Origin of the sequence: Acaryochloris sp. CCMEE 5410 (assembly GCF_000238775.2) — a bacterium.
In the GTDB taxonomy this organism is placed as follows: domain Bacteria; phylum Cyanobacteriota; class Cyanobacteriia; order Thermosynechococcales; family Thermosynechococcaceae; genus Acaryochloris.
Genome location: NZ_AFEJ02000004.1, coordinates 31,650 through 44,551 on the forward strand (window position 1 = coordinate 31,650; position 12,902 = coordinate 44,551).

The following is a 12,902-nucleotide window of genomic DNA, read 5'->3' on the forward strand; positions in this document are numbered from 1 at the left end:
GAAGGTTATCGGCCTTTCTGCATTTGCCTGTGATGTCCCCGCATAGGTCGCAGGGGTTGGAGCGATTGGTGGCGAGTAGTTTACTCGCAGAGCTATGAAAGCTAGACATGGGCTAGCTCCCATGCCCGTAGCTGGGTGCTGGAATATTGGTTCATTACGAACTCCCTGAAGTTTTTTATGTGTAGCGATAGGGAGCCGTAATCTAGATTTCAGTACACGGTTGCCATTAATAGCAAGTTGTGTTTAAAATTAGACATCACGAAACGGGAGATACTAACTGCTCCGTCGCCAAACAAGAGGTTAGTCCCCATCCCTATCAATAGCCGTCCTTCTCGGACATCATTTAGCCCCTAACAAGGGGTTTTTGATTTTAAACTAAACTGTCATCGGCACCTCCTCAGCAATAAGTGTTTGATCGATCAAACTCTTTAAAGCCCATCCTGTCAATGGTTCGATCATAAATCTGTACCCACACTGTGGATAGGCACTAATAATAATTTGCAATCGATTGAAGAAGGCAAGCATAGGAAAGCCTGATCAATGAATAAGGCTATCAAGTCTGAAGGTTGTCTGACTCTATAAGCAACCTTCAGTATGAAGAGCATCAAGGACAATGGTTCAAAACACAATTTATTGCAGAAAAAAGATCTTTTGGCGTAAGAGCCTAATCCACATATTTAAATGTGCTGAAAGATTGAAGTTACTTGTCCTAAACTGTTTAATCGCGATTCTACACCAAAAATTACTGATCGATCAAAACCGCGATCTCACTTTACCCATACATCAACCAATCCACGGAAACATCTAGGATTTTAGAAAATGCATCTAGTTCATAATCTTTGACACTACGTTGTAGTCGTTCAATTTCAGAGATATCAGATTGTGTTAATTGGATTTGAAAATCCACCTCTAGAGCAGCAGCCAGTTCGCTCTGACTCCATCCAAGCTTTCTACGCGCTTCTTTAACTCGAAGTCCACATAAATTTGCCCTGCGTTTTGCTGCCAAGAATTCAATCTCCAAAGATGACCTTTGAAGATTTAGCTTGACAAGCTACCGGGTTGTAGACGATAATCGTCTAGATTGTATTTTCATACTCTTTTGGCCTTTCTTTTCGTTGTCACAATCCAAGCTGTCACCGCATCAGAACAAGTATTGGGATCAGTTTCAGCACAAATACACGAAACTTCCAACTGCTCAACCAAAATAAACAAGGATGGGTGAGGGAGCCCCAGCATGACAACTGTCTCTCCTGGATCGGTAGTGCCTGAAATACAACTTTCAAGATTTTCCCTGAGATGGTCTAGGTGAAAATCATCGAGAGCTGTATAGAATGACCACACACTGTTTACATTGTCTGGGATACTGGAGTCTGGCAAAACTGCTTGATTGGCCATCAAAGACCACACCGTAGTAAATTCAGGCCATTAACCATCGTGTTTGCCCAAAGGTGTAGTCATTCTAAAAAGCATCATCCATCCAGACCAGGCTCTAAAACAGTACCTCTCACACTTGAGCATCCCGTTATCTAAACCTCAACAGCAGCATGTGCTGCGTATTGTTGAAGGATTGATTGTGGGCAATGGCCGCAAAACCCTTAGCCACTTGTATGCTCAGTGGGTTGATGCTCCAGATGCCAGTGCAGTGGCTGACTTTTTACGAGTGAGTACCTGGTCTGAGCAATCTCTCGACAAACGCCTTGGGGAAATCAACCTGGCCGATGTCATAGAGCGCGTGCAGCGAGGAGGAAGTTCTCCTGTGGTGTATGTGAGTATTGATGACTCGACCAGTAGCAAAGATAAGGATACCCATGCCTTGGAAGGGGTGGATTGGCAGCATGACCACAATGCCAGTGGTCGCAATACTCCCAAGTACAAGAAAGGGATGGTGCATGTGAGTTGTCGGGTTCAAATTGGCAACCACAGTGTTCCCTTCGCCTATCGGCTCTATTTACGGGCAAAAACGGTTCGCAACTTGAACCGGGGACGTGCCAAGGAGGAGCGATTGCGCTTCCAAACCAAGTATCAACTGGTCCGGGAGATGCTTCAGCAGCTCCAGCCTCTATTACCCAAAGAATGGCGGGTGTACGTTTTATTCGATAGCTGGTATGCCTCCGCCAAACTACTCAAGTTTGTTCGGCGGCAAGGCAAGCGATGGTTTTGTTTGGGCGCTATCAAATCCAATCGCATTCTTGATGGCAAGCGTCTGAGTCAATGGAACAAAGACCTCAAGCACAAACACTACGACTCAGTTGAGTTAAAAACAGTGACAGGCTCAAAGCACACCTACCTAACGCGCTCGATTACGGGCCGATTAAATGAGGTGCCTTTTGACGTCTGTGTGGTCATCTCCAAGCGGCACCCTCGGGATTCTCACCCGAAGTATTACCTGTGCACAGACACCTCATTGTCTGCGGCCAAAATACTGAAACGCTACTCAAAGCGCTGGTCCATTGAAACAGATTATTGGTATCTCAAGCAATGTTTGGGATTGGGGGAGTTTCGCGTCCAACACTATGAAGCGATTCACAAGTGGTACTCTTTGGTGCATTTAGCGTTGCATTTTTTGTATGCTCAACTGCGCTGTTCTCAACAGAGGGATGATCCATTCATTTCAATTGCCCAAGTGATTGAACATCACCGACAGCAACAGGCTCAAGCGGTCTTAATGGCTGCTTGTGAGCAGGCCATCACGGATGGCAATACGCAAGGAGTCGTGAAGCGCTTCATTCTACCAACTCGGATTGCAGCCTAATGGCTTGAGAAACATTAGCTGAATTCGAGTTACTGCTCTGAGGCACACACTTCAGAGTAGGTTACCGCCTGTTCTGGCGGTAATGAAAGGAGGCTGAACTTTGATGAAATTTGCCAGACTCCAGTGGGATATTTGTAGGCCATCCATTGATATCATCAGGGAAATAAATAACTAATGATATGTCTTTGGGTATCAACCTTTGAAATTTTTGAGAATTAGCATCTCCACAAAAAAGGCGATGATACCTCCCCAAACTCCAAGTTTCCCCTTTGGCAACTTGAAGATCTTTTCTTGACGCTGAACGAGAGGTTGTACCTTTCGACTTTTTCTTGGTCTCCTTTCTTCTGTGCCTCTTACCTGTTTTAATCTTTTGCGGTGGTGGTGTTGGTAAAGATTCTTCTGTCGATGAATCCTTATGTGACTCAATGATTTCAGTCGCCCTTCTTTTAGAGACCCGTTCATCTTTTGCGATATTAAGAGCTTCCTCTCTCGCTTCAACAGGAACAGATGGCGCAGCTAATAGGTAAAGTGCTGATTTTGCGATATCAAGCTCAGTAAAGTTCGCGTCATTAAAACACTGAGCAACCCTCGTAAAATTATCTGCTGTACGAATGCTCATTTCAAATTCAGCATGTAGCCATTGGCGATATTGTCCATACTGAAGGGACTTTTTCACTTCAAGTAGACTCGTACCAATTTCTACAATTGTTTCAATAGTTTGGGTCAGGAGTCCTTTTATCTTCCCAGCCTCGTTCTGCAAAAAACGAGACGTATTGCTGTCAAATTGAGTATAGTCAAAATTGTCTTGGGATAAGGATTCTGACATTTACACCTATGCTTGTCGCTGCAACAAAATAAGCATAGCTGTTGTGACAATTATTTGTGCTGAAAATGTACAAATAATTGCACTTTTTAAAATAACAAGTAGTGGACCTTACATTATCAATATAAAATAGTATAAATGAACTAAAATTAGCAGCTTTTCCGTCCATCCTTAGCAAACTTCATGATTTGCAGAGAGAGAGAATTCAAGCTTGTGAAAAGGCAAATAGCATGGAACGTACCACTGCTAGGTTTAGATTGATTATGGCTTTTAGACCTGAAATGCACAACATTATCTGGATAACGATCAGTAACATCTGTACAACCCACATCAATGGTGGCTTTTGATGGATTTGCTTCAGATAGAGATTGCTGCCTGGTAGCCTCTTCATTAATTTGAGATTTATGCCTTGCAATTATTTGCCTCGTCTTCACTTTGGTGATTTTTTCTCCAGCTTTAGATCTCTCAATCACTTCATTCCTTGCACTTGAGGGAGTTGAGGCCCTAGCAAGTTCATAACAGGCAGTGATTGGTAAAGCCAGTTGTGCAACGGTTGCACAACTGAAATTTTGCGCTAGATGCATCTGATTACACGCTGTACTCCTTGATAGACCAAGTTCTGAAGCAATCCATCGACAGAATTGTCCATACTCTAATTTCTCTTTTACTTCAAGCAATAATCTTCCTGCTTCCCATGCATCCCGCAGAGTTCTGGCATAAATTTCCTTAATCGCACTTGTTTGACGCTCAACAAACTCCTTTGTATCAGAATCAAGCAGATCATAGTTAAATTGATTTAATTTATGGGTTTCTGAGCAATAAAGTGAGTTTGACACTGGTTAGCTCCCAAAAAGTCATATCTTATGAAATTTACCTGTAAGTCAAATTTTAGTCTATTTAGTTGATATTTTATATATATTATTGTCACTTGCTGGCCCAATATCTAATAATTGATGCCTACAAATATATTTTTTGAGTAAGAGGTGATAGATTAGAGGCAAATCTTAGAAAATAGTATCGATAAAGTGTAAATCACAAGCACTTAACCTATCTTCCGGTGTTTTCATTAGGAAAGTCATGGATTTTGAGCAAGCGAAGCGAATTATTAGCGAGTTATCCCTAGCAAAACGTGGGAAACGATTGAATTTTACTGGCGAAATAGCACTGAAAGCTGCATGGGAAGATATTCCGATAGCGCAAGCTATTCAAGAACATCCATCTGGGGAGTCCACGACTCAAGGTTATGTTGCTAGTCGGATAGGTCCAGATCTGTGGAAATTTCTGTCTCAGGAACTAGGTGTAGAAGTAAAAAAGAAGAACTTACGTCTTGTCTTTGAAAAACTAGAAAACGAAGGCATGTTTTTGGCTATTGACAGAATCTCGGTAGACAAGGAAGACCAGCCTAAGTCTTGTCAAACGAAAGTTAGCCCAACCTCCAACATAACTATTTTAGGCAACTTGCCTCCAAATGTTCCCCGCTTTTATGGTAGAAATGATGACTTCCTTAAGTTAGCAGCCAACTTAACTCAAAATCGCTGTGTCGCTCTGGTTGGTGCTGCTGGCATTGGTAAGAGTGCTCTAGCGTCTATGTACGTGCAGCACATAACCTCAAAACCTCAGCCTGATTTTCAGCGTGTTATTTGGATATCCTTGCATCATGGACAGAGGGTAAGTGAGCTATTAGAGTCCCGATTTAAGGACGATGATTTTGAGACTCTACTTCAAGATACACGCTCTCTAATGGTGATTGACTGTGGTTCTACTGACCTAGAAGAAGATCAAGATTTCCAAGCGTTAGTCCATAAATTCTGCGTTGAGATATATAAAAGTTCTCTCTTGATTCTTAGTCGAAATATAGTCACGACAGTAAAGCAGCTAGCTAGTATTCAAAGGCCAGCAACGACAATCAAACTGAAAGGTTTAGCTGATCAAGATGCTCTTCGTATCTTGCAGGATCAGGGTATTCAGGGAGAGTCTGATTGCTATAGGCTAATTGAGTCCTATCGGGGTAATCCTCAACTGCTTCTACTTGCCTCAGAACGCATCAAGCGTTTTTGCGGAGGGAAGCTGGAGTCATTTATGCTTCACAAAACCTCTTTTGCCAGTGATTATGTCAGGCGAGTGATTCGGGAATATGGGATGAATAAGCTTACGCCTACTGAACAGAGAGTACTCGATGTATTGATTCAGTCAGACCAAGATACTCCTAAGTGGATTGCGTTTAGTGAATTAATGACGGAGTTATCTTCTGGTAGAGAGAATGCTTCAATGTCAGAATTGATTGAGATTTTAGAGTCTTGGGAAGGCATGTCATTGATTGAGTCTAATAATAACCCGGACACTGGGGAAGCAACTTTTATTCTTCCCCCAGCTACTCGTAAGGTGCTAATGCGGAGAAATCTCAATGCCTTTGCCTCTCTATCTCAGCCTGCATAATGAGTTTTTGTATTAGTCCTTGGTGTTCTCAAAGACGGAACCCAGACGAGGCAGAAGTTTGTCAATCTTGCGGAACGCCGTTGCTGATTAATGATCGGATTCGGTTGATTCGTCCCTTGAGAGAGTTTGTACCTTTAATACCATCAGAGGTCTTTGAGGTAGAAGATCTAAAAGGGTCGTATGCGATTCCTCCGGGTCGAAGAGTTCTCAAAACCTTAAGAACCGTTGATGCTAAAAGAGTTGAGATGTTGGAGCGGGAAATTAGAGCGCTCCAGATGCTTAATGATCCTGGTATTCCTAAAGCAGACTTAGGTGATTTTTTTAAGTTTATACCGAATAATTCAGGTTTTCCTCTGTATTGCATCTTAATGACGAAGCTAGATGGGCAAGACCTGGATAAGTGGATTGAGGAGAATGGTCGGATCTCTCAAGAAAAAGCATTAGATTGGCTAAAGCAGTTTTTCCAACTTTTGCATAAGGTTCATGATGCTGGCTTTTTTCATCGAGACATTAAGCCATCGAATATCCTTCTTAAAGATGATGGCACACTTGCTCTGATCGATTTTGGTGGTGTTCGAGAAGTTACAGAGAGTTTTCTGGCTAAAATTTCAGGCACAGGCGATGCAACGGGCTTAGAGCGTGAGCATGAAATCACAATCGTTCGTACCCCTCTGTTTTCTCCTCCAGAACAGATCAATGGCCGTGCAATTCCCCAGTCTGACTTTTATGCAGCAGGCCGCACATTCGTTTGCTTGGTTACGGGACTGGATCTATTCGATATCCGTTTAGATGGAGATAACAAGAAACTGCTTTGGCGAGAGAAAGCACCCCATATTGACCCACCCTTGGCTGATTTTATTGATAAGTTGATGGCCCTTTCGCCCAAGAAGCGACCAAAAACAACAGAAGATATTTTAGATCAACTCGACCACCTTCCCAGGAGAATCAAAAGGTATCGTCGCTTCCATTCAAAGCCTTATCAGATAGTTGCAGTAGTACTCATCGCCTTAGTACTTTTTGGACTCTTCCAGGGCGGAAGAGTCGGTGCCTCACGGTATTTTTTCAGGCTTGCGGGCGAGAATGAAGGAGAAGGGAAACTGGAGTCTGCCAAGGAAAACTACGAACGTGCAATCTGGTTTGATCCGGGTGACCAAGCAGCCTACAACAACTTAGCACTCGTCTGCAAGCGCTTATGGAAGTATCCCTGTGCCCTTGAAAACTTTGACAAAGCACTAGAGCTAAAACCTCATGAAGTGACGCTATACAACATAGGTTCGATTTATGACGATGCTCAAGATTATAAGGAAGCGAGACAGTATTATGAGAAATCAATCGAGGTGGGCCAAGGAAATTTTATTGCCCCAATCAATAATCTGGCGAGATTAGACATCTTAGAGAAGAACTATCAGAAAGCAGCTCAAGACACCGCAAAGGTACTGGGTCAATCAGAAGATCCGCAGATTAACGCTTCCTTATACAAGAACTTGGGGTGGGCGCAGTTTGAACTGGAACAATATGAGAAGGCTTCGATCAATCTCAAAAAAAGCATTGAACTACAGCCCGACGAAGCGAGCGCTCACTGTCTTTTAGCTAAAACGAAAAACAAACAAAACTATACCGCCAGGTCGGAATGGGAATCATGCCTATTCCTAAATTCTGTAGTACCGGAAGTATGGACATGGAAACAGGAATTCATTGATCGATTAGATAAGCCTTAACCTAGAAACTAATAACATGAAAATAATGAATAAGCTTGTATTGATATGCACAACTTTTCTACTGGGGATGCCGGGAGTAGTCAGAGCTAGAGGGCACTTGCAAGCGGTTCGCTGTCAATCAACGGTAGCTCGAATGTTGTCACCTGGCGACCAGCTTCATAAAAAGGGTCGCTTACTTTGTGCCCAAGATCGGCTGCAGCCAGCACCAAACCAGCAACCTATTGTTGTTTGCCACAATCATCCAAAAATTCTGCGGGGAGGTAAGGATAAAGTTGCAAGTCATTGTTCCCCAGATCCGAAGGAAGAGCAGACTCGTGAGCGATTTAAATACTTAAAAGGCCGTGGGTCTATCATCGAGAAGGGGCAACCCAGTCTAATCCGTCCGTTTGGGGTTATGGGATTGCATTCACGTCCTCGCTTAGTTTGGAACCCTATCCAGGGAGCGACGCATTACTCCATATCTGTGGAGGCTTTTAACGGGGAATGGGAGCTAATCGTTAATTCTGACAATAGTTTAAGCTATCCACAGATATGGCCGGATATGGAGCCTGGTAACCTCTATAAGTTCACTATTTTCGCCTATAAAGATAAAAAAATTATCAGTTCAGACACAAGCAAAATAATTCTTTTGCCCAAGAAGAAGATGGAATTAGTCAACGAGGCAGTTGCTCTCGCCCGCCAACTCCCACTATCTTCAATCGAAGAAGCAATAGAGCTTGATGCGATTTATATGTCTCAAAAGTTGTTGCACAACTCCATTGGTGTGCTGGAAAGCCTTCGAGAGAGCGGGCAGAGCAACCCTCAACTTGATCGGTTACTAGTGGATCGCTATATCCAGTCAGGACAACCCGAATTGGCTGATCCAATTCTTAAGGAGCTTCAACTGCCAACCAAAATAAAATTACTCCAGAAATAAGGGTGAGAGTATTGAGAGTTCATGAGCTGGATTTGGGCTTGTTGCAAGGCTTTTGGTTTTGATAAGCCATCTCTCAGTCCTTGGTAAAACAGGGTGATTAAGTCAGCAGTTGCAGATGAGTCAGCTAACCACAAGGACGCCAGGGTATTGCGTGAGCCAGCCTGAATTGTCAAGCCTGCGATGCCTAACGCTGACCTTCTATCTCCCTTGGCTGTTTGACAGGCACTGAGGATTAACAGCTCAAGAGAGGCTTGCCCTAATTCACTTTTTTGGCTGATCAGACTATGAAACTCATTCGCATTGATCGGCCCGTCAAAGGCTAAAATCATTGTCCTTTCAGGGTCAGAACTAAATTGTCCGTGGCTAGCGACATGGATGATTGGAATATCATTTTGTAGTTTGGACTGGAATCGATCAGTCGTAAATTCGCTATTGAGTAAATAGGTGATTTGATTGGAGAATTTTGTAACACCATTCAGCTCGTCTTTAACTTCTGGTAACGCTTCTAAGCCACCAGGAACATATGGACTACTGAAGCTGGGAGAAGTTTCTGACAGCCCAGCAAACAGGACATTCAGCTTCTCAAGATTCTGAGGTTGGACAGGTTGTAGTTGGGCATTGAGGGCATTAGTCACGCTATAGTTTTCGATCAAATATTGTTGACCATCGTGCAGCATATTGATGGGCAGATTTTGAAAGGTGCTGTCCAAAACGAATAGCAAGTCGCCAGAATCAGGTATGTGCTCCTTAAATGGAGCAAAGAGCTGGCGGTAGAGGGCTTGTGTATTCTGCTGGATAGTCTCTGTTGATATTTGTCCTAACACCTCGGTATCTAGGTTTTCTAGCAAATTAAAGAGTTTTTGTTGAACTAGCGAGGAATTCGGCTTGTGTCTAAATATCCCATTCTGGGTTTGGGCAATAACTTCGACGTGCCCATTGAGTTCAAAAATGTGGATTGTGGCATCATAGCGAGAATTCTGTTGATTGTTTGTCTGAATGGCAGTTAGCTTGCTGCATTTGAGATAATTTTCCAGCTCTGCCACTTGCAGTTGTTGTTTCGTCTCCAGGATTAGCTCAAGATCTGGAGTGTCAGAGGATAGGAGAAGCCCCATATAGTTTTTGTAAACAGGTTCAACGCTCTCTTTGTAGTTGAATCGGAGATCTGAATTGGCTGAAATAAGTTTGGTCCGTACCTGATCCAAGTGCTTAATGGTGGTATCGTATGCTGTGATCGCGTTTGTTTCCTCACCCCGTTGTTGGTGTATTTGAGCAATTTGCCATGACCATTGGTAAGCAAGATGGTCGTCTTGGATAACTTGGGCTAATTCGAGTGCTTTGGCAAACACTTTATTCGCATCATCTAATCTTGGCATTCGCGTTATCCAAGTCTGAATAAATGTCTTGCCTCATCCTCTTGTAATTTAAGCCTCATCAGCACTTGACTCAAGACTGGAGTAGATATCAGGGGGCAAGCCTAGAAGTTCTACAATTCTTTGTTGCAGTGAAGTTAACGGAGAGACATGTCCATATTCTTCGTCTTTTACGCCAAGAATGGTCAGAGATATGTCCTTAAACGCCCTTAGAATTCTTTCTGTAGTGGGTCGGGTAGTGGCGCGTTTTGGATTTCCAGGGAAGAGTCCAAACAATTTTCGTTCTGTTGCTTTAATCGACGTTGAACAACGAACTCAATTAACGTCAAGATCCGCAATCCCAGACTCAGTAAATGCATCAATCCTTTGGCTTGGTCATCCCTTTGCACGAAGAGTGGAGATGCCCCGAGGGGCTTACCTTTTAAGCGAGAGAACCCACCTTCTTGAATCCAAGCGTTCCGAACAGTCAAGACAGCTTCCTCAAATGACAACTCTTCAAGGGAGCATTCGTGACGTAAACCCGCCAGCCAAAGCGTTGTTGTGTTGTCTCAACTGCGGCTTCTATGAGTGTAACTTTGGTGATTTGGTAGCGCTCTTTCTGTTGCTTTACCGCTGGGTGATACTCATAGCTATATTCAATCAATCCCTCAACGCGATGGGCTTTAAGGATGGCGTTAGCCTTCTGTTGAAGCTCTGAGAGGCTGCGAACTTGTCGCTTACCGCGTCCAACGGCAGGTGTCAGTGCGTTTAACTTTTGGGTTGCTCGTTTAAGTCGCTGCTCCAGACCCCGCTGTTGCTGTTGGGCATGAGCAGGAGAATGGACTAAAAATACTCGTTCGGTCCACTCTACTGTGTTGCCATCCGCTTGATGATGCTCCTGCTTTCTGGATAACTCATATCCCGTGGCAATTTCCTGGGGGTGTCCTTTCTCATCAAGACGATGAACTCTCAATAGAGGAGACTCGTTGGCAACTGCATCAATGAGTCCTTGTTCCAGCAACTCAGGTACTGAACCCACCCTCGCTAAGGGCGTCAGGTAATAATGTTGTTGCTGATGAATTCGGGCCCGTGTGGCTTGGGCACCCATCTTACAATCACCTACCCACAGTAACCCTAGCCGAGTAAAGCTTTGGCGGACTTGCTCGAAAATCGGTAGGTACAGTCCGTCATCAGCTTGCTCCCCCGAAACAATGTGAGTCGCCAATGGCATACCCAATGGGTCTAGGCTGGCTAGCATGGCTTTGAGATGAGGAAGGCTCGGATCATCTTTGCTATGACCAAACTGGAATAGTCCGTCCTCATGAACCAGATGGACACCAGAAACTGTGGTCGCATCAAGACGAACACGATAACGGTCTAACTTATAAATACGGAGGGTTTGACTATTAAGGTCCCCTCAATTTGTTGCCAGTACTCTGGCTGACTCAACTTACTCAATACGATGCCCAGGCGGTCATCGGTAAAGTCTGTCTCCCGTAATGTCAGACCACAGACTTGGGCAATCATGGTGCTGCGTTGCTTGACCCAGTCTCGAACGACTACTTTGCGGTGGTCGCCTTCGGAAAGGATGTAGGAAAGCCAGATCACAATCACCCACCCCCAATCTAAGCCTTCCTGTTTCCAGTGGCGGGGAAGATGTTTGTTGAGCACTTCTGGTAAGCCCATTTGCATCATCATGTGCAGCAGGAGCACTACATCATCAATACGCTCAGTCGTAACAGTAAGTTGATCTGCCATGCCACTGTCCTAGCTTGATTGCTAGACGAGCATACGCTGAATATCTTTATGCGATCCGATTACGCGAACGTCAAGTCTAATTGATCTGATTGTAAATAGAGTTTTCCAAAAACCCCATATGCTCGTGACAAGAGCCTTCTATCTCCAAATGATTCGGCCTGACGTAATGCCGTTTTAGCCAAGCTATAGGCAAGACTAAGATTATTGTTGCTGTTGGGTATCGCAAGTGAGTCAAAGTCTGGTAACAGATAACTTAATTTGAGCTTGAGATTAATTGCCTCATTTGTTGAAAATTGGCTAAAGTCAGCGGAAATTAAATCCTTAATGTAGGGGCTAATGAGGTTTTGTGGTTGGTTGTATGTGTCGATAAGTACTGGTGAGTTACTTTGCCCTAAATGTAGAAGGAGTTGCAGGGTATTGAGTTGAGCATGAATCCGATCCTCGGATGAACTCTCTGCAACAGATTGGTAATTAGCTATGGCAGCTTCAGCATATTGTTGTGCCTTATTTAAGGTATTGGCTTGACTAACCGAATTGCTAGAAATAGAAAATTGATTATAGGCTTGCTTATATAAAGATTGATAAGTATTGGCAAGCTCTAATGTGATGGTATAGCGATCTTCATTATTCAGTAAATCTGCATAATGTAATCCTTGCTTGAGAACTATTTCAGATGCTTCTAACTGACCCAATAACCGCAAAATATTACCCAGATTGTGGAAAGCTATAGCTTTTTGACTCTGATCAATATCAAGTGACTTCTCTAAGGCTACCTTTAGCTCTTCTTGATTGGTTTGGCTTAACCTGCGGCAAATTTCTTTATTGAGACTGAGTACTTGGGTCAAATTATTACAAGCAGAGTAGTACTGCCCCATTTGCTTGTAAGCGAGGCTTTGATTGATAAGGGTGCCGTAAATACCAGTGGTATAGTTTGACCCCTCATAGATAGCCTGAGCTTGTTGAAGTACTTGTAATGCTTTTCCAGGATTTCCAGATTCTAGGAGTTGTAATCCTTGTTGGTTTAGTGTGTTGGCTTGTTTGACAGATCTCTCTGATGCGATTGCTGGTAGTATCAGGCTTTGACCTAACAAGAGGAAAAGCAGAAATTGTATTCCTTGATGTAAACCAAACTTCATTGTTTTTCTATATA

General features: G+C 43.5%; 12 protein-coding genes. 4 read left to right on the plus strand and 8 right to left on the minus strand.

Annotation, left to right across the window (positions count from 1 at the left end):
• Window positions 1-772 precede the first annotated feature (772 nt).
• Window positions 773-1,006 (minus strand): helix-turn-helix domain-containing protein, encoded by a 234-nt coding sequence (locus tag ON05_RS32385; protein ID WP_139026146.1) that lies wholly within the window; start codon window positions 1,004-1,006, stop codon window positions 773-775.
• A gap of 432 nt (window positions 1,007-1,438) precedes the next feature.
• Here ON05_RS32385 and ON05_RS32390 point away from each other — a divergent pair, with 432 nt between their 5' ends.
• Window positions 1,439-2,752, plus strand: coding sequence for a transposase (locus ON05_RS32390; protein ID WP_010474196.1), 1,314 nt, complete (start codon window positions 1,439-1,441; stop codon window positions 2,750-2,752).
• 61 nt (window positions 2,753-2,813) lie between these two features.
• Here the strand turns inward: ON05_RS32390 and ON05_RS32395 are convergent, their stop codons facing one another.
• Both ON05_RS32395 and ON05_RS32400 read right to left on the minus strand, forming a co-directional pair.
• Complete coding sequence (locus ON05_RS32395) at window positions 2,814-3,578, minus strand: DUF3102 domain-containing protein (protein ID WP_262562600.1); 765 nt, start codon at window positions 3,576-3,578, stop codon at window positions 2,814-2,816.
• Between the two features lie 146 nt (window positions 3,579-3,724).
• On the minus strand, window positions 3,725-4,411 hold the full coding sequence (locus tag ON05_RS32400; protein ID WP_010480366.1) for a DUF3102 domain-containing protein: 687 nt from the start codon (window positions 4,409-4,411) through the stop codon (window positions 3,725-3,727).
• A gap of 241 nt (window positions 4,412-4,652) precedes the next feature.
• Between ON05_RS32400 and ON05_RS32405 the strand changes: the two genes are divergently transcribed.
• From ON05_RS32405 to ON05_RS32415, 3 genes are read left to right on the plus strand one after another with little or no spacing between them, the layout of a single operon-like run.
• Entirely contained in the window at window positions 4,653-6,011 is a 1,359-nt protein-coding gene (locus ON05_RS32405; RefSeq protein ID WP_010480367.1) for an NB-ARC domain-containing protein, read from the plus strand.
• Window positions 6,011-7,729 carry a protein kinase domain-containing protein gene (locus ON05_RS32410; protein ID WP_029315708.1) on the plus strand — a complete coding sequence of 573 codons (1,719 nt, stop codon included), beginning with the start codon at window positions 6,011-6,013 and terminating at the stop codon, window positions 7,727-7,729. Before ON05_RS32405 ends, ON05_RS32410 begins: the two co-directional genes overlap by 1 nt.
• A 25-nt stretch (window positions 7,730-7,754) precedes the next feature.
• On the plus strand, window positions 7,755-8,645 hold the full coding sequence (locus ON05_RS32415) for a hypothetical protein (protein ID WP_139026149.1): 891 nt from the start codon (window positions 7,755-7,757) through the stop codon (window positions 8,643-8,645).
• On the opposite strand, the gene ON05_RS32420 is transcribed toward ON05_RS32415, so the two are convergent.
• The 5 genes from ON05_RS32420 to ON05_RS32440 form a co-directional block, all read right to left on the minus strand.
• Window positions 8,609-10,018 (minus strand): CHAT domain-containing protein, encoded by a 1,410-nt coding sequence (locus tag ON05_RS32420; RefSeq protein WP_010480370.1) that lies wholly within the window; start codon window positions 10,016-10,018, stop codon window positions 8,609-8,611. The genes ON05_RS32415 and ON05_RS32420 overlap by 37 nt on opposite strands.
• A 206-nt stretch (window positions 10,019-10,224) precedes the next feature.
• Window positions 10,225-10,485 carry a hypothetical protein gene (locus tag ON05_RS32425; protein WP_262562601.1) on the minus strand — a complete coding sequence of 87 codons (261 nt, stop codon included), beginning with the start codon at window positions 10,483-10,485 and terminating at the stop codon, window positions 10,225-10,227.
• Window positions 10,482-11,219, minus strand: a complete 738-nt coding sequence (locus tag ON05_RS32430) for a hypothetical protein (RefSeq protein WP_262562602.1) — start codon at window positions 11,217-11,219, stop codon at window positions 10,482-10,484. The genes ON05_RS32425 and ON05_RS32430 overlap by 4 nt, the downstream gene beginning before the upstream one ends.
• Window positions 11,220-11,371: 152 nt before the next feature.
• Window positions 11,372-11,752, minus strand: a complete 381-nt coding sequence (locus tag ON05_RS32435; protein ID WP_262562603.1) for a DUF4277 domain-containing protein — start codon at window positions 11,750-11,752, stop codon at window positions 11,372-11,374.
• 59 nt (window positions 11,753-11,811) lie between these two features.
• Entirely contained in the window at window positions 11,812-12,888 is a 1,077-nt protein-coding gene (locus ON05_RS32440; protein WP_010476080.1) for a hypothetical protein, read from the minus strand.
• Window positions 12,889-12,902 lie beyond the last annotated feature (14 nt).